This window comes from Chryseobacterium sp. SIMBA_038 (assembly GCF_046535115.1).
GTDB lineage: Bacteria > Bacteroidota > Bacteroidia > Flavobacteriales > Weeksellaceae > Chryseobacterium.
This window is the reverse complement of sequence record NZ_JAWRXH010000008.1, coordinates 137,411-160,436: the sequence shown is the minus strand read 5'-3', so window position 1 is coordinate 160,436 and position 23,026 is coordinate 137,411. Positions and strand designations below refer to the sequence as shown.

General features: G+C 34.9%; 17 protein-coding genes. 4 read left to right on the top strand and 13 right to left on the bottom strand.

Features of this window, described 5'->3' with window-relative positions:
• Positions 1 to 5: 5 nt before the first annotated feature.
• From SB689_RS19365 to SB689_RS19350, 4 genes are all read right to left on the bottom strand, one after another.
• Complete coding sequence (locus tag SB689_RS19365; protein ID WP_410693726.1) at positions 6 to 908, bottom strand: hypothetical protein; 903 nt, start codon at positions 906 to 908, stop codon at positions 6 to 8.
• 41 nt (positions 909 to 949) lie between these two features.
• A complete protein-coding gene (locus SB689_RS19360; RefSeq protein WP_410693725.1) occupies positions 950 to 1,660 on the bottom strand; it encodes a diphthine--ammonia ligase in 711 nt (236 codons plus the stop codon).
• A gap of 59 nt (positions 1,661 to 1,719) precedes the next feature.
• Positions 1,720 to 2,334, bottom strand: coding sequence for a transposase (locus SB689_RS19355; RefSeq protein ID WP_410693724.1), 615 nt, complete (start codon positions 2,332 to 2,334; stop codon positions 1,720 to 1,722).
• A gap of 66 nt (positions 2,335 to 2,400) precedes the next feature.
• Positions 2,401 to 5,748 carry a methylmalonyl-CoA mutase family protein gene (locus tag SB689_RS19350; protein WP_410693723.1) on the bottom strand — a complete coding sequence of 1,116 codons (3,348 nt, stop codon included), beginning with the start codon at positions 5,746 to 5,748 and terminating at the stop codon, positions 2,401 to 2,403.
• A gap of 183 nt (positions 5,749 to 5,931) precedes the next feature.
• Here SB689_RS19350 and SB689_RS19345 point away from each other — a divergent pair, with 183 nt between their 5' ends.
• Positions 5,932 to 6,264 (top strand): hypothetical protein, encoded by a 333-nt coding sequence (locus SB689_RS19345; RefSeq protein WP_410693722.1) that lies wholly within the window; start codon positions 5,932 to 5,934, stop codon positions 6,262 to 6,264.
• 40 nt (positions 6,265 to 6,304) lie between these two features.
• On the opposite strand, the gene SB689_RS19340 is transcribed toward SB689_RS19345, so the two are convergent.
• Positions 6,305 to 7,414 (bottom strand): DUF3667 domain-containing protein, encoded by a 1,110-nt coding sequence (locus SB689_RS19340; protein ID WP_410693721.1) that lies wholly within the window; start codon positions 7,412 to 7,414, stop codon positions 6,305 to 6,307.
• A gap of 348 nt (positions 7,415 to 7,762) precedes the next feature.
• Here SB689_RS19340 and rplM point away from each other — a divergent pair, with 348 nt between their 5' ends.
• The 3 genes from rplM (at position 7,763) to rpsB (ending at position 9,577) form a co-directional block, all read left to right on the top strand.
• The gene (rplM, locus tag SB689_RS19335) at positions 7,763 to 8,218 is read left to right on the top strand and encodes a 50S ribosomal protein L13 (RefSeq protein WP_066754694.1); all 456 of its coding nucleotides are present in this window, start codon (positions 7,763 to 7,765) and stop codon (positions 8,216 to 8,218) included.
• Between the two features lie 9 nt (positions 8,219 to 8,227).
• Positions 8,228 to 8,614 carry a 30S ribosomal protein S9 gene (gene rpsI, locus SB689_RS19330; protein WP_054511446.1) on the top strand — a complete coding sequence of 129 codons (387 nt, stop codon included), beginning with the start codon at positions 8,228 to 8,230 and terminating at the stop codon, positions 8,612 to 8,614.
• Between the two features lie 198 nt (positions 8,615 to 8,812).
• Complete coding sequence (gene rpsB / locus SB689_RS19325) at positions 8,813 to 9,577, top strand: 30S ribosomal protein S2 (RefSeq protein ID WP_410693720.1); 765 nt, start codon at positions 8,813 to 8,815, stop codon at positions 9,575 to 9,577.
• 72 nt (positions 9,578 to 9,649) lie between these two features.
• Here rpsB and SB689_RS19320 read toward each other — a convergent pair whose 3' ends face one another.
• The 8 genes from SB689_RS19320 to SB689_RS19285 all read right to left on the bottom strand — a co-directional run bounded on the left by SB689_RS19320 (position 9,650) and on the right by SB689_RS19285 (position 22,960).
• Entirely contained in the window at positions 9,650 to 10,099 is a 450-nt protein-coding gene (locus SB689_RS19320) for a DUF6759 domain-containing protein (RefSeq protein WP_410693719.1), read from the bottom strand.
• 32 nt (positions 10,100 to 10,131) lie between these two features.
• On the bottom strand, positions 10,132 to 10,779 hold the full coding sequence (locus SB689_RS19315) for a DUF6759 domain-containing protein (RefSeq protein WP_410693718.1): 648 nt from the start codon (positions 10,777 to 10,779) through the stop codon (positions 10,132 to 10,134).
• 191 nt (positions 10,780 to 10,970) lie between these two features.
• Complete coding sequence (gene trmB, locus SB689_RS19310) at positions 10,971 to 11,648, bottom strand: tRNA (guanosine(46)-N7)-methyltransferase TrmB (RefSeq protein ID WP_410693717.1); 678 nt, start codon at positions 11,646 to 11,648, stop codon at positions 10,971 to 10,973.
• Positions 11,649 to 11,732: 84 nt separating this feature from the next.
• Entirely contained in the window at positions 11,733 to 12,518 is a 786-nt protein-coding gene (locus tag SB689_RS19305) for a DUF6759 domain-containing protein (RefSeq protein ID WP_410693716.1), read from the bottom strand.
• Between the two features lie 202 nt (positions 12,519 to 12,720).
• On the bottom strand, positions 12,721 to 13,509 hold the full coding sequence (locus tag SB689_RS19300; protein WP_410693715.1) for a hypothetical protein: 789 nt from the start codon (positions 13,507 to 13,509) through the stop codon (positions 12,721 to 12,723).
• Positions 13,510 to 13,643: 134 nt separating this feature from the next.
• Positions 13,644 to 17,042: a T9SS type B sorting domain-containing protein gene (locus SB689_RS19295; protein ID WP_410693714.1), complete on the bottom strand. Its 3,399-nt coding sequence runs from the start codon at positions 17,040 to 17,042 to the stop codon at positions 13,644 to 13,646.
• Positions 17,043 to 17,155: 113 nt separating this feature from the next.
• Positions 17,156 to 19,987 carry a gliding motility-associated C-terminal domain-containing protein gene (locus SB689_RS19290; RefSeq protein WP_410693713.1) on the bottom strand — a complete coding sequence of 944 codons (2,832 nt, stop codon included), beginning with the start codon at positions 19,985 to 19,987 and terminating at the stop codon, positions 17,156 to 17,158.
• A gap of 126 nt (positions 19,988 to 20,113) precedes the next feature.
• On the bottom strand, positions 20,114 to 22,960 hold the full coding sequence (locus SB689_RS19285; protein ID WP_410693712.1) for a gliding motility-associated C-terminal domain-containing protein: 2,847 nt from the start codon (positions 22,958 to 22,960) through the stop codon (positions 20,114 to 20,116).
• Positions 22,961 to 23,026 lie beyond the last annotated feature (66 nt).

Here is a 23,026-nt window from a genome sequence, read left to right as displayed (position 1 = left end):
GTAAATTAATTTGTTTTGACAAAAGCAATGTAAACATCATCGATATTTTCATCTGAAGTAAAAACCTTTTTGTAAGACTTCGGAATATAATATACAGTATATTTATTGCTGAAAATATTATAACTTTTATTGAATAATTTATAGTCTAATTTTTTTCCTTCCAAGAGAACTAAAGACTTTTCATTTGCGTAAAATCCTTCTGCAGAAATATCTCCATACTGTTTTCGGTCATCGTTTTCTGCAAGATAAATAACATTTTTTTTGAGGAGTTCTTCCTTTTTGAAGATTATTAATTGTCCCTCGTAATCATAATTTTCAGGACTGAATTCCAGTAAGTTTTCTGTTTTAATAGATTCTTTCGGCACTTCAAGAGCATATAAACCTTGAGCATCCGTTTTTACAGAATATACTTTTTGAGGAGTAATAAAATGTACGGTAGTTTCCGGGTTTGGTTTATTTGTTTTTTTAATTAAAACCTTTCCTGAAATAACAACATTTCCATCACCGATTTTATCTTCTTCTTTCTTATTTTCTTTGGAAATTTTAGATTGAGAAGAAACAAATTCTGTTTTAGTTACGGTCTTTGTTTGCGCGGGATAAGAGTTAAAAATACTTGCCGTCAATGCAACTCCTGCAGCAATTTTAGTAAAAGTAGCTTTTCTTGAATAATGATTTTGTGAAAATGAAATTTTAGGTTGCAAAGAACGGTTTAATTGATTTTTAAAAACAATTCCACAGAATCTTTCACCTTTATTTTGTTGAATAATATCTAAAATCTCCGAATCATTAAGGTTCGATAAATCTAATACTTTTTTTGAGCACAAATCGCAGAATTTCCCGTCAGGAAGATTATGCATTTTGTCTAATGATTCTTCGCAAGGCTTTTCAATTCTCAAAAAAGGTTTCATAATGTGGTTTAGTTTAGCTTAAAAACGAAAATTTTTACAAATTATTTTGAAATCAGATCACAAAACCAGAAAACATATTCTTCTTCCTTATCGTCCTCATCAGATTTTGGTTTGGGATAAGTTTTCTTTACCGTCTCTCCAATTTCAAATGAGATTGGTTGTTTAAAAATAGGTCCATCAAAAGTAAAGGTGTGAAATTCTCCATTTTCTCCACAAGGATCAACGTTTTCGGGTAAATCTTTAATGAAATCTTGATCAATAATTCTTCCTGCGAAGCTTTTATCTAAATAGGCTTCATTCACGCAAGTAACAATGGTTTTAAAACCAAGATCTAAAAACTCACTGATGAGGTGTGAAGTATTTTGTTTCCAGAGAGGGAAAACGGCTTCCATTCCGATAGATTGTAATTGTTCTTCACGATATTTTCTAAGATCTTCCAGAAAAATATCTCCAAAAATTGAATGTGTATTTCCTTTAGATTTTATTTTATCCATCGTTGAAATCATGATTTTCCGATATTGTTCCATTGTTGGTTCTTTCGGAATTTCCATTATAGTTAAAGGAATTCCTAGACTTAAAGCTTGCTGTTGCAAAAGATCTACATGCACGCCATGCATAGAAATCCGTTGAAATTCTTCGTTTACACTCGTAAGTAGGGAAGTGATTTCAAAAAGGTCTTCTTTTAGGATTTTATACAAGGCAAGAGCGGAGTCTTTTCCGCTGCTCCAGTTGAAAATGGCTTTTGGTTTCATTTCGTAAAAATATTAAACCTTCAAGGTTTTCAAAACCTTGAAGGTTTGAATTGAGAAGATTAAAATTCAATAATAAGTTGGTCAATATCAGAATAGTCTTTATCTTCAGCGTGATAAAGTTTAAAATAATCCTCATTTTTAAAAAGTTCGGTTACAAATTTCCTGTTAAGCTTGGTTGGCTTATGAGAAATAATGCTTTGATAAGAGCTCCAAGGATAATCCCAAGTATAATCTGAAAAACCATGTTTCACAGGATTGAAATGAATATAGTGTATAAGCTTTCTAAAATATGCTATTGTGGGAACTTCTTTTCTTTCAAAGTTTTTTTCAAACAAACTGCCGGTTCTGTTGTATCGTTTATTAATAGCTTTAGCATAAGAATTGAAAAAATGCCCAAATTGTAAATGGACATCAATCTTTTTAGGAATTTCGGTTGCCGTGTATTCTAATTTTTCAATCTTTATTTCTTCAAAAGGCTTTACATAAACCAGAATGTGAAAATGATTTTTTAGTAAAACCCAGGCAATTGTATCGCAAAATGGAGAAATGTATTGATGAAATCTATTCAGAAAAAAGGTGTAATTCTCAGAATCAAAAAAAATATTCTGTCCATTATTACCTCTATTATAAATATGATAGTATTTACCAGATTCTAGTAAAGGCTTGTTGTTCATTTTATCATTTGTGTGTATTATAAACCTTCAAGGTTTTTAAAACCTTGAAGGTTTGTTTTTATGAGACTACATATTTCTTCTATACTTACCCCCCACTTCAAACAAAGCATTGGTAATTTGTCCTAGAGAACAATATTTCACGGCATCCATCATTACATTAAATAAGTTTTGTTGGTTGATGGCTGCATATTGCAATGTCTTTAAAGCGGCTTCAGACTTATCTTCATTCGATTGTTGGAAATTATGAAGGGTTTCAATCTGAACCTGCTTTTCTTCCTCAGTTGAACGGATAACTTCTCCCGGACGAACCGTTGGCGAACCATCTTTTCCAAGGAAAGTGTTTACCCCAATGATCGGATATTCTCCTGTGTGTTTCAGCCATTCGTAATGCATCGATTCTTCCTGAATTTTTGAACGTTGGTACATCGTTTCCATCGCACCAAGAACACCACCTCTTTCTGTAATTCTGTCGAATTCTGCATAAACAGCTTCTTCCACAAGATCCGTTAATTCTTCAATAATAAATGAACCTTGAAGTGGATTTTCATTTTTCGCTAATCCTAATTCTTTATTAATAATCAACTGAATTGCCATCGCTCTTCTTACAGATTGCTCAGTCGGCGTTGTAATCGCCTCGTCGTAAGCATTAGTGTGAAGAGAATTACAGTTGTCATAGATTGCGTAAAGAGCCTGTAAAGTCGTTCTGATATCATTGAAATCAATTTCCTGAGCGTGAAGCGAACGTCCCGAAGTTTGGATGTGGTATTTCAACATCTGGCTTCTTTCGTCTGCACCGTATTTCAGTTTCATTGCTTTTGCCCAGATTCTTCTTGCTACACGTCCGATCACTGAATATTCAGGGTCGATACCGTTGGAGAAGAAGAATGATAAGTTCGGTGCAAAATCATTGATATCCATTCCTCTAGACAAATAATATTCCACATAAGTGAAACCGTTTGCTAGAGTAAATGCCAACTGAGAAACAGGATTTGCACCCGCTTCTGCAATGTGATATCCTGAAATAGAAACCGAATAGAAGTTTCTTACTTTTTCGGTAATAAAATATTCCTGAACGTCACCCATTAATCTTAGGGCAAATTCAGTAGAGAAAATACAAGTATTCTGAGCTTGGTCTTCTTTTAAAATGTCAGCCTGAACGGTACCACGAACTGTCGCGATTGTTTTAGCTTTAATTTCAGCGTATGCTTCAGCAGGAATTACTTCATCTCCGGTAAGACCTAATAATTTTAATCCTAAACCGTTATTTGATGGAGGTAATTCTCCGTTATATTTTGGTCTTTCTAGTCCTTTATCGTCGAATTTTGCTTTTAAAGCTTTTTCAACATTAGCTTCAAGTTTATGTTCAGCAATATATTTTTCAACATTTTGATCAATCGCAGCATTCATAAAGAAAGCCAACAACATCGGAGCCGGTCCGTTGATTGTCATTGAAACGGAAGTCATGGCATTCACCAAATCAAATCCGGAATACAATTTCTTCGCATCATCTAATGTTGCGATAGAAACTCCGGCATTTCCGATTTTACCATAAATATCTGGTGGTAAAGCTGGATCTTGTCCGTACAATGTTACAGAGTCAAACGCTGTTGATAAACGTTTTGCATCCATTTCCGCTGAAACGTAGTGGAATCTTCTGTTGGTTCTTTCAGGACCTCCTTCTCCGGCGAACATTCTCGTTGGATCTTCTCCTGTTCTTTTGAAAGGATAAATTCCGGCTGTGTAAGGGAATCCTCCCGGAAGGTTTTCCTGGCCTTTCCATTTAATTAAATCACCCCAATCTGTGTATTTTGGTAAAGAGATTTTTGGAATTTTTAAATGTGATAAAGATTCTGTAGAGGTTTCAACTTTAATTTCTTTTCCACGAACGAAATATGAATAAAATTCAGCTTTGAAAGCCTCTTTCGTATCATCCCAGTTTTTTAGAAAATCGATATTCTCCTGTTGAAGATCTTTTTCTGCTTTTTGATATTCAGCATCCAACGTTTCATTTGAAAGGAATTTTTTTACTCCTTCAATATGATACATTTTCCTTGCTAATTCGGCTTGTTTTTCAACATTAGCGTCGTAAATTCTATTATTTTCTACAATTTCTGATAAATAACGAACTCTTTTCGGTGGAATAATCGTGATGTCTTCAGAAACTTCTTGTTCAACAAAACCTTGTAGGTTTAAATCTGAAAACTTGTCATTTACTTTTTCAACTAATCTATTGTATAAATCAGTCGTTCCGTGATCATTAAATTGAGACGCTTTTGTTGCATAAACAGGCATGTTATCCAAAGGACTTTCCCATAACAAATGGTTTCTCTGGAATTGTTTTCTTACGGCTTGAAGCGCATCTAAAGCGCCACGTTTATCAGATTTATTTAAAGCAACTAAATCTGCGTAATCCAACATATCGATTTTTTCCAACTGCGTGGAAGCTCCATATTCAGGAGTCATTACATACATTGAAACATCTGCAAAATCCGAAACTTCCGAACCTGATTGTCCGATACCTGAAGTCTCCAAAATGATTACATCAGGATGAGCTAATTTTAACACATTTAATGCGGAATGAATGAATGGAGAAACAGAAACATTGTTTTCTCTCGTCGCCATCGAACGCATATAAACTCTAGGATCACTGATCGCGTTCATACGAATTCTATCTCCTAATAATGCACCTCCGGTTTTCTTTTTAGAAGGGTCAATGGAAATGATCGCAATTTTTTTATCTGTATTGGAACGTAGGAAACGTCTTACCAATTCGTCTGTCAAGGAAGATTTTCCGGCTCCACCTGTACCTGTGATACCAATGATCGGAATATTTAAATCTTTTGATTTTTCGTCAATCGCTTTTACTAATTCCGGTTTTTCTTCCGAAAAGTTCTCAACCGCAGAAATAATTTTTGCAATGCTTGTAGAATTTTCAAAACTAATTGAATCTAAATCATTTGCCGTCACATCTTTTCCTGTCGCGAAATCGGATCTTTTAACCAAATCATCGATCATTCCCTGTAAACCAAGCTCACGACCGTCGTCCGGAGAATAAATCCTGTCGATTCCGTAAGACATGATATCTTCGATTTCTTCAGGTAGAATTACACCGCCACCGCCACCAAAAATTTTGATCTGCGGAGAGTTTTTCTCTCTTAAAAGGTCGTAGATATATTTAAAATATTCGTTGTGACCACCTTGATAAGATGTTAATGCAATTGCGTTGGCATCTTCCTGAATGGCTGTATTTACAACTTCCTCGGCAGATTTATCGTGGCCAAGGTGGATAACTTCGCATCCTGTTCCCTGAATCACACGACGCATGATATTAATAGCTGCATCATGTCCGTCGAATAACGACGCTGCTGTTACAATTCTTACTTTGTTTGTTGGAGTATATTTTTGGGTTTCCATAAAAATCTAGAAAATTTCTGAATTCCAAATATAATAATAAAATAACAACCCGATTTTTATATTTAATTTGTTTTAAATCAAATAATTAAATGTTTTTATAGAATTGAATTTCTCCCAACTGAACAAACATTCGTTTAGAAATGCTAACTAATTTCTTTATTTTTGCATCATATTATATATAGTATGAAAAAGGCTTTGATGTATTTTGCTTTAGGAACGGTTTTGAGTTTCCTTATTAATTTTTTTTTTTATAGTTCCAACAATATCGGTCTTGATATATATTATGCCTTGGCTTTCGGGATTGCGTGGGGGGTTGCTTATTATTTAGATACACCCAATATTACCCTGCCGCAAAAATTAGGTTTTTCTTTTGTTGCGATGGGAGCGTTAGTATTGATCGGAACATTAATTTTTAGTTTAGAATTGGCAATTCCTTCGATACTTAAATTTTCAATGGTCTTTGTTGCGTATTATTTGATCGCAAGTTTTAAAGGAAGCAAGTCATTAAGAAAATAAAAAAAATGAGACTGTCTTAAAAGGCAGTCTCATTTTATATTTAGTGGATCATCAGGAAGCTTACTAAGGCAAGGCCGATGACCAAGATCATAAATGCAAAGAAATTTATCATAAATAATATGATTCCAATTATAAAGCTGACTGCTCCGTGGGTATGATAAACTTTGTGATGAGCAATAAAAAAGTATACCATACTATATAATAATAAAAATACGATCAATAAATATAATATAACATTAATAAATCCAACGTCTATTACGCTTGTTAATTTTGCGATAAGGAATATAAATAAAATATTCAGCAAAAGGAATGAAAAGTAATGTAATGTGAAAATTCCATGATCGAAATACCACCATTTTTTCTTATTGTGGAAAATCCATAAAAAGAATGCAAACAAAGGAAGATAAATGAAAAGAGCCTTTGGCATATTATGGAAAGATTTTTCCGCTAAATTTTTAAAGATTTCTGCTTTTGAAACGCCATTTTCCTTTAATTCAAAGAATTTGTGAGCTAGCGGAGTTTGTATAAAATCCAAATTCGATGGGTTTTTTGCCTTTGCAGAATCATAGGACTTTCTTGTTCCATATCCTCCAAAATTAATATCTTCATCGATTTTCTTATCCATTTCGAGCGTTTCCTTGAGATCGTTTATTTCAGCAGAATCGGATAATAATGTATTAAGTTTTTTAACTGTTGCAGAATCTTCCTGACTGAGATTTTTTTCAGCTTTTATACTATCGAGTATTTTCTGAGTCTCTGCAGCTTTTATTTTGTCGAAAAAACTTGTTTTATTATGATTTCCGGCATCTTTCTTATCTGATAAATTAATATTGATCATCGGAAAAAGAGCAAACATGAAAAAAGTAATGAAGCTGACAAAAATATAAAGCTTCACAGGCGGTACAAATTTCTGTCTTTTACCTTCCAAATAGGTACTTGTAAGCTTTCCGGGTTTTATTAGAAGGTTCTTTAATGTCCCCCAAAACTGTCCGTCGTAATGAGTGAAGTCCTCGAAAAAATGGGTGAAGAGATAATAGAATGGTTGTCTTGTTTCGGCATTTTCCTGTCCGCAATGTGGGCAATATCGATCTTCTACCTGATGATTGCAGTTTAAACAAGTTTTATCTGCTCTAATTTTTCCGTGGCTCATGGGTGTGGAGGGTTTTGCGCAAAGATAATTATTTAACTTTACACCATAATTATATCAATAATCTTTTACGGAAATATTTAAAGAAAAGTTAATAAAGCAAGAGTTTGAGTTGCCAAACTCTTTACTTTATCACCTGTGTTTTTAGAATTTTCTAAAACGTTTTTTTCATCTTCAAACTATTTACAAGATTTATGCCAGAAATAATCTATATAGATGAAATCTGTTGAATCGTTTAATCAAAACTTACTTTCAATACTTTATCTAAAATATACTTTCGGGTTACAAAATTAATTTGTACCTTTGCACACCCTTATGGGGAAAATTATGTTTAATCTTTAACTAAAACGTGTGAATACATTAAGTTACAAAACTGTTTCAGCGAACAAAGCTACTGCTAATAAAGAATGGGTTGTGGTAGACGCTGAAGGACAGCCGTTAGGAAGACTAGCTTCTACGGTTGCAAAGATTTTGAGAGGTAAGCACAAAACAAACTTTACACCTCACGTAGATTGTGGTGATAACGTTATTGTTTTGAATGCTGGGAAAGTTACTCTTTCCGGAAACAAGTGGAACGATAAGACTTATATCTGGCATACAGGTTACCCTGGAGGTCAAAAGTCTATGACTGCAGCTGAACTTCAAAAGAAAGATTCTTTAAAAGTATTAGAAAAATCTGTAAAAGGTATGTTACCTAAAAACAGATTAGGATCTGCTTTATTGAAGAACCTTTACTTATATGAAGGAACTGAGCACAAACATGAAGCTCAACAGCCTGCAACAATTAATGTTAACGAATTTAAATAATTAATTAATATGTCTATAGTTCACAAAATCGGAAGAAGAAAAACTTCTGTAGCGAGAGTTTATGTAAAACCAGGTTCTGGAATCATTACAGTAAACGGTAAAGAGGCTGCAACTTATTTCTCTACAGACGTTATGGTTTATAAATTAAACCAGCCGTTTATCCTTTCTGAAACTGTTGGTCAGTACGATGTTACCGTAAATGTTTTCGGTGGTGGTAATACAGGTCAGGCAGAAGCTATCAGATTAGGTATTTCAAGAGCTCTATGTGAAATCAATGCTGAATTCAGATTAGCTTTAAAACCTGCTGGTTTACTTACGAGAGATGCAAGAATGGTGGAAAGAAAGAAGCCAGGTCAGAAAAAAGCAAGAAAGAGATTCCAATTCTCAAAACGTTAAGAATTGCGGTAAGCTTAAAGCAATATGCAATAAGCTATTTGAACTTATTAAAATTTTTAATCCGCTTGAAAGCTTACAGCTTAATGCCTAAAGCCTAAAGCAAATTGCCCGTTACGTTTAGCATCCAAACACTTCTCCCATCTAAAGAAGTTGTTGATTGCATAAGAAGCGGAAAGTAAACTAACAAAAACAGAAAACATGGCAAAAGCAAATGTAAAAGACCTTCTAGAGGCTGGTGTACACTTCGGTCACATGACTAGAAAGTGGAATCCAAATATGGCTCCATACATTTTTATGGAGAAAAATGGTATTCACATTGTAGACTTACATAAAACAGCGGTTAAATTGGATGAAGCTTGTAGCGCTTTAGAAAAATTAACTTCTGCAGGTAAAAAAGTTCTTTTTGTAGCTACTAAAAAGCAAGCAAAAGAAGTTGTTGCAAAACACGCTGCTGAACTTAATATGCCTTATATTACAGAAAGATGGCCGGGAGGTATGTTAACAAACTTTGTTACTATCAGAAAGGCTGTTAAGAAAATGAACCATATCGACAAAATGAAAAAAGACGGTACGTTCGAAACTTTATCTAAAAAAGAAAGACTTCAGGTTGACAGACAAAGAGCTAACTTAGAGAAAAACTTAGGTTCTATCTCTGACATGGTTCGTCTTCCTTCTGCGATCTTCGTTGTAGATATTATGAGAGAACACATCGCTGTAACTGAAGCTAAGAAATTAGGTATTCCAGTTTTCGGTATTGTTGATACAAACTCTGACCCAAGAAAAGTTGATTTCGTTATCCCAGGAAACGATGATGCTTCTAAGTCTATCGATATGATCTTGAGCGTAGTTTCAGAATCTATCAAAGACGGTCAGACTCAAAGAAAAGCTGACAAAGAAAAATCTAAAGAAGAAGGTGAAGTAGTATCTGCTGATAAAGATGCAGATTTCGATTCTGCTGAATAATTAAAGATTTTCTTTAAAATAGTAAAACCGCTAAACTTGTTTAGCGGTTTTTTTGTATTTATTAATTTAAGATTAGTTTGAAAGCTTAATATTGTAAGATGACGTTATAAACTTTGTTTTCTGATACACAGAATTACACAACATTCCGGATAAGTTATAGTTTTGATTTTTAGGAACCATTGCTGAGCCTATTTTATTAGTACCAATTGGGATCTTTTTAAAATAATTATTTCCACTAATGGTAAGAACCATATTACATCTCGAATTATTTTCAACTGTGATAGAGGTTTTGTCTCCATCTGAGCCGTTTAACAGATCTGTGAGGACTTCGGCTGTTTCGGGCTTATAAGTCTTTATTAAGGCACTGTATTCCCTTTCTACCTGCCCAGCTGAGTTGTTTGCACTCGAAGGATTAGTTGTTACCGGTCTTCTGGCAGGCGGAGTTGAGCGGTAGCTTGTTGTACCGCAACTGTTTAAAAATATGGTCAATGCAAAGGTGTAAAAAAGTACCGTCTTTTTCATGTGAAGAATTTGTGATGTAAAAATAATCTTTTTTACTTATTATTTAAAATTGATTTATTCCCAACTTGTTCAGGATTGTTTATGGCTAAAAATATATTCTTTTTTATGTTTTTCAGTGAATTATATTTTACATCGCAAACGTTGCTGTTCAGTGTATAAGATCCTTTATTAATTACAATGAAATTTTCTCCATGTGCGGGAATTGCCATATTGTAAAAGTCTTTTCCTTCAATTCTTAAAACCAAATTACAGTCAGAACGGTTTTTAAGTAAAAGAATGACTTCCTTTTTGCTAATATCTTCATTAATCATTGCATTTAAAAGCTTTACTGTCTTTTCTTTATGGTCCTTTTTTGTTTCAGATATTAAGCGTTTAAAATCTTCTGCATCCTTAGAATTAGCATCTTTCATTACACTATTGGGTATTTCAGTGATAACGGGTCTGGCTTCCATGGGTTTTGCGTCTTTTTTACCTTTCGTCCATTCCTCATTTTTTAAGGCGAGCAATTTGGGTTTTAAAACACTTTTTTTTGGATCTTCCGGATGACAGGTTCTCAGATATTCTTCAATTTCCTGAATATTTGTGCTTTTGAGAATGTTTTTGCTGCTACTTTTTTGAGCATGCGCGAAACTTGAGATCAGTACAAAAAGTACAGAAATGATGAGGGAATTTTTTTTCATTGATAAAAATTTTAAAAGTTGTTACTTTCATGTTCTTATGTGTTTGTGTTGTGTTTTTTAAATGGAAAAATAAGGATGTAAATTTTTACAACCTTTATCTTTGCGAGCGAATTTTATCACTCAAATAATAAAATCTGATTAACTTTTTAAAGTAAAATAAATGAGAGTGTGTTTTTTCATCTGTTTGTTTTTTAATTTATTTTGAACTTAATATAGGTTATTGTTTTTCCTTTTGCAGAAAACAATTCTTCATAATAGGTTTTTATATCTTTTAAATGTTCGGTACCCGGATCATATTCAGCAGCTCCATAAATATCATGGTGAGCCGATACAATTTCATAGCCTGCGCCTTGAAGGTAGCCTAAAGTATAGCCATGTAAAAACTCAGAATCCGTCTTTAAATGAATGATTCCGCCCGGTTTCAGGAACTTTTTATATCTTTCAAGGAAGTCGGGATGAGTCAATCTGTGTTTTGTACGTCTGTATTTGATCTGCGGATCAGGGAACGTGATCCAGATTTCATCTACTTCGTTTTCTCCAAAAAAATGGTCTACCAATTCAATTTGAGACCTTACAAAAGCAACATTGCCCATGTTATTTTCTACAGCTTCTTTGGCTCCAAACCAAAATCTGGCACCTTTGATATCAATACCGATAAAGTTTTTCTCTGGAAAAGCTTTTGCAAGACCAACAGAATATTCTCCTTTACCACAGCCTAATTCAAGAACAATTGGGTTATCATTTTTAAAGAAATCTGTTCTCCATTTTCCTTTCAGTGCAAAGCTATTTAAAGCTTCGTCTCTTGTTGGCTGGATAACGTTTGGTAATATTTTGTTTTCAGCGAATCTTGCTAATTTATTTTTGCCCATGAGATATATAAAATCCTGCAAAAATAGCGAAATTTAAAAACATGACCTTGTCTTTTAACTATAAATAAAGATTTGGAGAATTTATTACTTCTTTGCAGAGCTTCCCAATGCCACCATCAGTGGTTTCTGGATTGTTTTTTGAGAAGCATATTGAGCACCGCAAACAATACTTGTGAAAAGATAATCACCTTTTGTGACTACAACCGAGCTTTCGTTATGTGCAGGAACGGCAAGTCTGTATTTTGTAGTACCAATTCCCTCCATTCTTACAATAATATTACAGTCGGATTTGTTTTGAATAAGTACAATACACTCTTTACTCATCGGATCATTATCGAAAAGTGAGTTTAATATCTGTACTGTTTTATTTTTGTGCTCTGTTGGAGAAACAGACATCAACATGTTGAATTCTTCTGCTTCTGTATCGGCAATAACGGTTGTTGAAGCTGCAGCAGAGGTATTGGTAACGTAAACATTTTTGGCGCTGCTGGGAGTATAGACAACCAAAGATTGCTTTGCCTGTAATTCTGCGTTGTATTTTGCGATCTGTTTTTGTTTGATGATGGCGTTCATCTCATCAAAAGAGATTTTTGTAGATGGTCTTCTCTTCAACAAAGCAAGCTGTTCCTGCATTTGTTTTACTTTTTGATCTTCGGGACGAGCGGTTTTGATATATTCCTTCATCATTTCCATTACTCTTGGTTTTAGTACGGATCTGCGCGGATCATCTGGGTGAGCATCTCTTAAGAAAGCATTTATCTCATAAATGTTTTTGCTTTTTAAGATATTGCTGTAGTCTTTGTCTTTTCTCTGGGCAGAAAAAAGTCCAAAAAATAACACTGTACTAAAGAGTAAAAGTAACTTTTTCATTCACTAATATTAAGTTTAAAAAAACTAAATTAATCTTTTTCCTTACTTGTGTTTTTGGGGATTTGATGTTTTAAATTGAAGGGAATATCAGGGCTAAAACACCAAATTATGGCATAAAATTAAACATATTTTTAAAAAATAAAGGAATGTATATCTTTAAATTTTATGACATACATTCCTTTACAGCAAATATGGTGCTAATTTATTTTATAACATCCTGAAGATGAGAATTTCTAAGCCTTCTCTGATAAATAGGCATGTATTTCTCAATCGGAATTTTTACGGCCTCAAAATTACCATTCATAATATATGGTTGAATATTTTCTGAAGTATATACAAACTGAAGGAAATTATCAATCAGATTTTCCGGAATTTTAAATTTCAGGAAATAATCTTTTCCCAAATAATTTTTAATCTGAGCAACAGAGCTGTTCATCTTTTCATAGGCAACATAACGCTGTTTTTTCTTTCTTTCTCCAGATAAAATATCGTAGATACTTTCTAAACTAAAGGTAAGTCCGCCATCTCGAAGTCCTGCAACAGGAAGTTCCGGTGGATTTCCGTCGCCTTTTGGTTCCGGTAAGCCGATTACTTTTTTCAATGCTAAAGCTTTGTCTTCTTTTTTAAGAGCATTGACATCATATCTCAAATTTCCGGTAGGTTTAAATCTGCTGATGACAACTTCCTGAATATCGTGGTAGGCTATTTTTAATTCAATTAAATTTTTAGGACCAAACATTTGGGGAGATAATTGAATATCCTTCCTTTCCGTTACAATCGAGGTAAAACGAATAACATCTCCGGCATTTGCCTGAATAGTAAAATCGCCATTATAATCTGTAAGAACAGTTCTTTGCGTAGTAAGATTGGTTACATAAACCTGATTTAGATACAATACCGAGTTGTCTCTTAAAAAGACCTCCCCGTTATATATTTGAGCATTGATTTTTACCAGAAAAAGCAAGACTACTAGAGTAATAAGTTTCTTCATATAATAGGGCAAAATTACATAGAAATCCAATAATTTATACCTACTTAAATAGTGAAATCAGGTTAAAGTTATATTAAACTTTATAATAAAAATGTTAATGAATGTTATAAACCCAGTTTGTGATATACGTTAATTTATCTGTTTTTTACCAATAGCCAGCTTGTATATTTTACCGATGTACTGCCTCCGAATTCTGTCCAGCTTATGAAATACCAATAAGTGGCTGTGTTTATGGGTCTTCCGCCTAAGGTTCCGTCCCAGGTAAATCTGTTGGCAGGAGTTCCTCTGAAGACTTCGGCTCCGTATCTGTCGAATATTCTGAATATAAGATTATCATTGCCCATTAAAGCCGAATAATCAATATCATCATTATGCCCGTCATGGTTTGGAGTTATGGTATTGATAAGATTAATAATGGTAAATGTTCTCGTAATTTCGTCACAGTTTCTGGAATCTCTTACGTATACAACATGATTTCCTCTTGGTACATTCTGGAAGACATTAGAGGCTTGCCAATTAACACCATCTAAAGAATATTCGTATGGAGGAGTTCCACCACTTGCGCCGACTGTTACTGTATTTCCATTGACTTCGATTGAAACAATTGCAGGTAAAACAGATTCTGTAACATTTACAGCTTGTCTGTACGTACAACCGTCAAAAGTAAGATCTACCCAATAACTTCCGGCTGAAACATTCGTGATGGCAGGTGTTGTAGCGCCTGTGCTCCAAAGATAGCTGTCGAAACCTGGTCCGGCATCTAAATTTGTCGTTGTTTTTGGACAAACAATTTTATCAAAAAGAACATTTGATTTTTTCGGAGTTTTAATATTAACTGTAATTGAAGCTACATTAGGACATACTCCGGGTTTTTCAAATCTGATATGGATGGTTTGAGCTCCGGTAAGATTCATTGGATTTCCGAGAGGTGCAACGTTATTTTGAGCATCAGCTAAAGTCGCATGATACGTTACCGTAACGTTAGGATCTATCGTAAATTGTGAAATAAATTGTGCCAGATCAACATTTTTAATTCCGTCAAGATCGTTATCGCAGACACTTATGACATATGAAGTTTTTATTAAAGGAATTTTAGCTCCAATGCTGAAATTTAAAGGTTGAACAACACTTGCGCATCCGTCAGGAGAATCAACTCTTATGTAAATTGTTGTTGGCGCAGTGTAACTCCAGTTGTTAGGAAGCGTATTGGCATTTCCTAAGTTGGCATCACTTAAATTAGCATAATACCTTACATTCGTAAAATAAGTAGGATTATTAAGAACAAGAGGAGTGATGTTTGATAAATTAACGGTTACAATTCCATCTAAATTATCATCACAAAATACACCATTATAATTATTTAAAACAATGGCCAGATTAAACAAATTAAGGGTAATCTGAGCAATACTTTTACAGCCGATATTATTTTTAACTACGGCATAAACGATGGTTCCGTTTGGAGCAGTATAGGTCGTAGGTACTGTAATTAGTGCTGCAAGATTCTCATTTTGAGCGTCTAGAAGGGTAGGGTAATAGGTAATCGTTACCGGAGTGTTGTTGGTAACATTGGCCGTTGTTAAATTAAAAGTTCCCTGTCCATTGATGTTACAAGCGGTTAATGTTTTATTAGTAACCGTTAATGCCTGAATATTAATCGTTACGGTTACCGATTCACAATCCGGGAAGTCTGCGTCATTTCCGCAGAAAGTGTACGTGAAAGTATCTGTTCCTGTAGTTCCGGGGTTGGTAACGGTGTAGGTAATTATTCCTGTAGTTGAATTTACAACTGCTGTTCCTAAAGTTGGAGGAGTTGTAATTGCAACGGTAGACGGAACCGGTGTTTGTGTAGAACTGCTGAAAGCTGGAGTAATTGTTTTTACTGAACAGACATCATAAATAGCTGTAGTCTGTTTTAAACAATTCAAAACCTTGAATTTTCCTGAAACTAAAGGCGCACAACTTCCCATCGTTACCGAGCAGTGATAAAATCCGGATTGAGTAGGAATATAGGTTGATGTATTGGCTCCTATAATAAGAACATCATTTCGGTACCATTGATAGGTGTCATAAATAATAGGATCGACGGTAAGAACAACTCCGGGTACGCAATCTCCGCCGGATTTTAAAATCACAGGCTGTGTCGGGAAACCTGCAAAGAAACCTCCGTATCCCACGGCATCACTTCCCGCACTTATTCCCGCCATAATTGCTTTTGTTGAAACTACAGTAATTGTTCCTGTAACATTCGGAATACCGTACGTTACCCAATTATTGGTACCTGTCATATTGAAAGGTCCTGTACTGGCCAAAGGCTGAACTCCGTTTACTGTTACAACTGCTCCTTTTTCTGTAATTAAATTAAGCTTAGTCGGAATATTTAAAATCCCTGAAGGATTGGCATTCGAATGAACAAAATTTTCATTGATAAAACCAAGTTCGTTAATCTGTTTTGGTAAATAACAATTCAAGGCAGGGATAAAATTAAATCCCCCCGTTGCAACCTCACTTCCAGAAGCTGAATCTCCGGCAAGAATCTGATAAACGTAAGCGTTTTTCGATGTTTTTACATATAAATTGTAGTGTCCGCTTCCCTGTAACTGATATTTGGTGTCTGGAATTACAAAATATTGTCCTGTATTTAATGTTGCTACCGGAGGTATTTCATTATTAACATAAATCTGGGTGTTATCTTCTGTAGCGATCACCACAGCACCTTCCATATTGGCTCCGATACTTCCATTACCTTTTACGATGGCAAATTCGCTGCCCAGTCTTTCAACGGGAACAGACTGATCCATCAAAATATCAGAACTGCCTGGGAAATTTCCTGCATATTGACCGTTGAAGTTTCCGTTGGTGACATTTATAGGTTTATTTGAAACAATTTTAGATCCGATGAAGCCGTCAAAGTTTCCGGTTAGGGCACCGTTACCATCAATAATATAAGATTGCCCTTTATTTAATGTAAAAGTCATGGTCGGGTTGGTGACTCCCGTTGTTCCGTTTGAAAATTCTACGGTACTTTTGTATCCCGAAATGGTAACTGTCGTATTGTCTTCAGTCGCCAATACACTCGTCATGAAATTCAAAATAAAATTGCTGACCGTTATTGGAGCACTTGCTGCATAAAAAGTTTTTCCTGTAGAAGGAATTCCTTTCGAAGTAATAATTTCTGCGTGGTTATAAACCGAAAACCTCAAGTTAGCATAAAAAGGAAATTCTGCTTTTAGATAAAGTCCTTTTGAAGTGGGTGTAAATAAATCCGTCTGTTGAGTCGTGATGATATAATCTCTTAAAACATCAAATTTTTGAGGATTGTTTTTGCTGATGTTCACTGTCCCGATCAGGACATTATTGTTGTAAATACTTACCGGAAATGATGTCGTTCTGTTGGTGGAAAGATATAAATTTTGATAAGGATTCGGGTTTCCCGTTCTATCTACCATTGGGGCAAACCAATGTTCTCTGTCCAACTGTGCGAAAGTTGAAGTGAAAATATAGAATATAAATAAAAAAGATAAAATTTTCTTCATTCAGGATCAGCTTTTACCACAAATTTAATAATAAAAAGTAGTAAAGCATTGAAAAAATAACAAAAAAACCACGATTTGGAAATCGTGGTTTTAATTAAAATATTTTGAATTAATTATTCTCTGTTTTTCACTAAGATCCAACCGGAGAATTTAATTGGAGTTTGCTTTTTATTAGGCTCATTCCAGCTGATATCGTACCAGTAATTTCCTGTAGATACTTTATTGGTTCCGTTTGTAGTTCCGCCCCATTTGTATCCGTTTGTTTTATCTGCCTGATAGATCTTGCTTCCGTATCTGTCGAAGATATTCACAACCAAATTAGGCTTGTGAGCTAATGAAGAATAGTCAATAAAATCATTAACACCGTCGTTATTAGGTGTAATTACGTTAATCAGATTAGGAATTGTAATTTCAACCTCAATAGGATTACAGTCATAAGCATCTTTTACATATACAGTTCCGTTTCCTCTAGGAACGTCTTTAAATATGTTTGAATCCTGCCAAGTGATATTATCCATAGAATATTTATATGGAGCCGTTCCACCGGCTACATAGGCAGTCACAGTGTTGTTTGTAATATCAATATTTGAAATAACAGGCTGCTCAGAAGCATATACTTTTACCGTTTGTTTTGTAATACAGTCACCTGTTTTCAGTTTTACCCAATACGTTCCAACACCTACATTCGTGATAGACGGAGTGATTGCTCCTGTGCTCCATTCGTAAGCATTAAAACCTGGACCTGCATCTAATGTTGTTTTGTCTTCCATACAGATAATTTTATCTTTCAATATGGCAGATTCTACAGGTGCAAGGACGATAAGGGTAACTTCAGCTACACTGAAACATCCGTTTGCGTTTGTCACTCTTATATATACAACACCGGTTGGTGCGATATAGTTTGTGAAATTAGTAATTTCATTTGTTCCGTTTGCTGCATCAGTAGGAGATGGGAAATATCTTTTAGTAACTCCCGGTTCTGTACTAACGCTAGCCAAAGTAAGATTAAATAATGCTGTTGCAGGATTAGTTTCAATGAAACAAGATCTTAAAGTTGCATTATTGACTACCGGACTTTTTGATACGGTTAAATTTAAAGTGATCTGCTCACAATCTACAAAGTTTGGATCGTTACCACAGAATTTATAAACAATTTTATCTGCCCCGAAATACCCAACGGTTGGAACGTAAGTGATTACACCTGTTATAGGATCTACACCCGCTGTACCATTTGCCGGAGGAGTAACAATCGTTACAGTTCCCGGAACAGGAACCTGACTTGAAGTCGTAAACTGAGGAAGGATATTTAAAAGACCCTCACAAACTGTCATTGTTTTTGTAGTCTCCTGAAGACAAGTATAAACTTTATAAACAGGAGTAGTCTCCGGAGGACATGATCCTATCGTAATTCTTACAGTATAATCTCCTGATTGAGTCGGTGTGTAGGTATTAGCATTAGCTCCTGTAATAGCAATACCGTTTCTGAACCACTGATAGGTTTCAAAACTGTCATCAACCTCCAATACCAAACCTGGAATACAAGTTCCGGTTTGTTTAGCAATTAAAGGAATTGAAGAGAATCCTGCAAAATAACCTCCGTATCCTGCTGTGCTATATCCACCGTTTACACCGGCAGTAACAGCTTTTGTTGAAGTAATGGAAACATTTCCGGTAATTCCGGTAATTGCATATGTTACCCATTGGTCGTTACCCAAAAGATCATAGGGACCTTGCGCCGCAGTTGGAGCAACACCATTTACTGCTACAACAGCACCTTTTTCAGTTAAGATATTAAGTTTTAAAACAACTGTACCTGTATACGTCGGCATTGCCTGAATATTACCAATTTCATCAATTTTTCTTGGTAAGAAACAGTTCAATGGCGGGATATAATTGTATCCTGCCGTTGCAGTACCACCTGATGATCCGATTAATTGATATAAATAAATATTTTTTGTACTATGAACATAAACATTGTAATGCCCACCACCTTGACTGATGTATGCACTATTTAAAATTCTGTAATAATCTCCTTCGTTAAGAGTTGCAACAGGTATTGTAGCATCATTAAGGAAAATTTCTGTGTTGTTTTCTGTGGCAATTATAATTCCCCCTTCCATATCATAATGATTGGTGAGTGGAGATAAGCTTCTTACCATTGCAAATTCGTTTCCAAGACGGGTTGTAGGAACAGATTGATCCATAACAAGGTCAGACCCTGCAGTTGTATTTCCTGTCGCGAACATTCCGTTTGCATTTCCGTTGGTTACAGAAACAGGTTTGTCAGATGAAATTTTAGTTCCGATAAAACCGGCTTGGTTGGCAACGGTATTTCCAACGCCGGCAAGAATATAAGACTGTCCTTTATTTAAAGTGAAATTCATTGTTAAAGGAGGAGTCATGTTGTTAATAAACTGAATGTTGGGATCATATCCGGTAACCGTTACTTTCGTATTGTCTTCGGTTGCCATGATACCCGTTGTGAAGTTCATTGCGCTACTGCTCGTTAAGGCAGTCGTGATAGGAGTTGCAGCAGCATAGAATGTTGTTCCGATGCCGGCTTTTCCTTTAGAAGTTACAACCTCACCATGAATACTGTTGTATATTCTTAATGATGTAAAATAAGGTTTATCTCCTTTTGTATAAACTCCCATATTGTTTGGAACAGCAGCGCTCGAAGTATTTGTTGTTGTAATATACTGCGAAGGCAATGTAAACATCTGAGGGCTACCTTTACTGATGGTCACAGTTCCGATCACAACATTGTTGTTGTAAATAGTTACCGGAAACGGAGTAACCGAATCTGTGGAAAAGTATAAACCATGTTCATACGTTGATGATGATGAGTTAAAATAGGGGGCAAACCAATGGTCTGTGTCCCTTTGCGCAAAAAGCGTATTAATTGCCAAGACAATTAATACTAAAGATAGTAGAAATTTTTTCATAAGCTGGAATTAGGATTGTGCAAAAATAGCAGAATATTTTAATAAGTATTGATAATATTGCTTAAAATAAAGGTCTATATCATAAAAAAACCACGATTCTAAAATCGTGGTTTAAAAAGAAATTTGTTATTCTCTATTTTTTACAAGAATCCAACCTGTGTATTTTATTGGAGTCTTTTCTTTATTTGGTTCATTCCAGTTGATGTGGAACCAATATGTTCCGGTTAAGATTTTCTTATCGAAATGCTTACCATCCCATCGGTAGTTATTAAACTTATCTCCTGTGAATATCTTATTTCCATATCTGTCATAGATAACGAAGCTTAGATTTCCTTTGTAAGCTAATTCACTGTAATCAATATAATCATTTTTATTATCTCCGTTTGGCGTAATAGCATTCAATAAGTTCGGTACAGTAATTTCAACAGAAATAGGTGTACAGTTATAAGAATCTTTTACATAGAATGTATGCTGACCTCTTGAAAGATCTGTGAATACATTAGAATCCTGCCAGTTAGCAGTTCCGTCTACTGAATATTTATATGGTGGAGTTCCTCCGATAACATTTACAGTTGCTGTATTGTTAGTAATCTCGATTTCTTTGATAACAGGATCTGCAGTTTTATTAACTCTTACTACCTGTGTAACGAAACATCCATTCTTTCCAAGAATTACAGTATATTCTCCAACACCAACACCTTGGATACCTGATGTAGTTGCACCAGTATTCCATAGGTAAGAATCATATCCTGGACCAGCCTCTAGGTTTGTTCTTGAATCAATACATATATATTTGTCAACAAGAATTGGAGATTTTTTGATCGGTTTTGCAACCAATTCAATTTTTGCATTTGCTGTACAACCTTCATTACTTGTGATTTTTACATATACAAATCCTCCTGCAGAACCATAATTTGTAGGATCCATGATCTGGTTTGTATTGGCATTAAGATCTACCAATGTAGGATAGTATTTTTTAGTTACCTGATTAAAATCAATAACGTTAGCTAATGTTAAATTAAAGTACGCTTTGTCTTCATACTGACAAGCTTCCATTTTTGCATCTTTTACGATAAATGGAACTACCGTTAAGTTCACTGTTACGATTTCACAATCGATGAATTCAGTACCATTACCACAGAATTTATAAACAATAACGTCTGGTCCTACATATCCCGCTGTAGGATTATAAGTAATAATACCTGTTGCTGGATTTAAAACAGCTGTTCCGTGAGTAGGTTGTGTTGTAATTGTTACGGTGCTCGGAACCGGAGTTTGTGTTGAACCTGAAAATGTTGGAGTGATAATTTTCGTAGCACAAGCATTTACACTTACAGTTGTATTTTTAACACAAGAATATACTTTATATATTGGTGTTGTAACAGGAGGACATGTTCCCATTGTTACTTTTACCGTATAATTTCCTGATTGAGTAGGAGCATAAGTACTTAATGTTGCCCCTGTGATAAGAACTCCTTCTCTGTACCATTGATAAGTTTCGAAACCATCATCCACTTCCAAAATGATACCTGGAGCACATTCTCCTGATTTTTTAGCAATAACCGGGATTGAAGAGAATCCTGCAAAATATCCACCATAACCTACTGCACCACTTCCTCCGGCGATACCTGCGGTAACGGCTTTGGTAGATGTTACTGTTACGTTTCCTGATAATCCTGGAATTGAATATGATACCCAAGAAGTTGTCCCTAAAACAGGATATGGCCCTTGTGCGGTTGGTGGAACTGCACCGTTTACATTAACAACGGCTCCGGTTTCTGTAAGAATATTTAGTTTAATATCATTTGAACTTCCGTTAAGATCGTTAATGAATGCAATTTCATCAATTTTTCTAGGTAAAAAGCAGTTCAATGGAGGTATATAGTTGTATCCTAAAGTTGCAATACTCGTTGCAAGACCTGCCAGAAGTTGGTAAACGTATGCATTTTTACTTGTTCTAATGTACATATTGAAATGTCCATTACCCTGATCAATATAATTTGTATTCGAAATAGCATTAACTCTATAAAAAGCCCCTTCATTAATAGTAGCTACAGGAATTGTACTGTTATTAACATAGATTTCAGTATTATCTTCCGTTGCGATAATCAACGCATCTTCTACTTTAATATCGATATTTCCGTTTCCTTTTACCAGAACGAATTCATTTCCTAACCTGTCTACTGGTACAGATTGATCCATAATGATATCTGAACTTCCTCCAACAGAACCTAAAGAAAACTGTCCGTTAAAGTTACCGTTCGTTAAAGAAATTGGTTTGGTAGATTCTATTTTAGCCCCAATGAATCCTATTTGGTTACCTGCCAGATTTCCTCGCCCTTCAATGATATAAGATTGCCCTTTGTTTAAGGAGAAAGTCATCGTTGGGTTAGTAAGGCCGGTTGTCCCATTGGAAAATACAACAGAAGTTGAATAGCCTGAAACTGTAACAACAGTGTTATCTTCCGTTGCCAGTATACCTGCCATAAAGTTATAAATAGAACCACCTGCCAAATCAGTAATTGGAGCAGCTGCTGCATAAAACTTTTTACCAATACCTGCTTTTCCTTTTGAAGTTAAGATTTCCCCGTGACTTGTAACTGAGAATCTAAGGTTAGCATAATATGGTTTTGTCCCTTTTGTGTAAAGCCCTTTTGTAATAGGGGTAAAAAGGTCTGTTTGTGATGTTGTAACAATAGCAGATACAGATGTAGACGGAGTTACAGGAATTACAAAAATCTTTGGATCTCCTTTACTGATCGTAACAGTACCGATAATAGCATTATTGTTATAAATGTCTACAGGAAAAGGTGTTGTGGAATCAGTAGAAAAATAGATTGACTGACCATTGGCGCCTCCCGTTAGACCGGTTCGATTCATCATCGGTGCAAACCAATGTTCTGTATCTCTTTGCGCAAAGAGCGTATTAATTGTAAAAAAAACTAATACTAGACTAAGTAGAAATCTTTTCATATAAAAGTGGAATTAGGATTTCTACAAATTTAAAATAATATTTGAGATATTGTTAGTAAAATTTAA

Bases quoted from the DNA above. Each gene is read 5' to 3' on its own strand.
- SB689_RS19365 (WP_410693726.1), bottom strand. From the start codon at position 908: ATGAAACCTTTTTTGAGAATTGAAAAGCCTTGCGAAGAATCATTAGAC.
- SB689_RS19360 (WP_410693725.1), bottom strand. From the start codon at position 1,660: ATGAAACCAAAAGCCATTTTCAACTGGAGCAGCGGAAAAGACTCCGCT.
- SB689_RS19355 (WP_410693724.1), bottom strand. From the start codon at position 2,334: ATGAACAACAAGCCTTTACTAGAATCTGGTAAATACTATCATATTTAT.
- SB689_RS19350 (WP_410693723.1), bottom strand. From the start codon at position 5,748: ATGGAAACCCAAAAATATACTCCAACAAACAAAGTAAGAATTGTAACA.
- SB689_RS19345 (WP_410693722.1), top strand. From the start codon at position 5,932: ATGAAAAAGGCTTTGATGTATTTTGCTTTAGGAACGGTTTTGAGTTTC.
- SB689_RS19340 (WP_410693721.1), bottom strand. From the start codon at position 7,414: ATGAGCCACGGAAAAATTAGAGCAGATAAAACTTGTTTAAACTGCAAT.
- rpsI (WP_054511446.1), top strand. From the start codon at position 8,228: ATGTCTATAGTTCACAAAATCGGAAGAAGAAAAACTTCTGTAGCGAGA.
- rpsB (WP_410693720.1), top strand. From the start codon at position 8,813: ATGGCAAAAGCAAATGTAAAAGACCTTCTAGAGGCTGGTGTACACTTC.
- SB689_RS19320 (WP_410693719.1), bottom strand. From the start codon at position 10,099: ATGAAAAAGACGGTACTTTTTTACACCTTTGCATTGACCATATTTTTA.
- SB689_RS19315 (WP_410693718.1), bottom strand. From the start codon at position 10,779: ATGAAAAAAAATTCCCTCATCATTTCTGTACTTTTTGTACTGATCTCA.
- trmB (WP_410693717.1), bottom strand. From the start codon at position 11,648: ATGGGCAAAAATAAATTAGCAAGATTCGCTGAAAACAAAATATTACCA.
- SB689_RS19305 (WP_410693716.1), bottom strand. From the start codon at position 12,518: ATGAAAAAGTTACTTTTACTCTTTAGTACAGTGTTATTTTTTGGACTT.
- SB689_RS19300 (WP_410693715.1), bottom strand. From the start codon at position 13,509: ATGAAGAAACTTATTACTCTAGTAGTCTTGCTTTTTCTGGTAAAAATC.
- SB689_RS19295 (WP_410693714.1), bottom strand. From the start codon at position 17,042: ATGAAGAAAATTTTATCTTTTTTATTTATATTCTATATTTTCACTTCA.
- SB689_RS19290 (WP_410693713.1), bottom strand. From the start codon at position 19,987: ATGAAAAAATTTCTACTATCTTTAGTATTAATTGTCTTGGCAATTAAT.
- SB689_RS19285 (WP_410693712.1), bottom strand. From the start codon at position 22,960: ATGAAAAGATTTCTACTTAGTCTAGTATTAGTTTTTTTTACAATTAAT.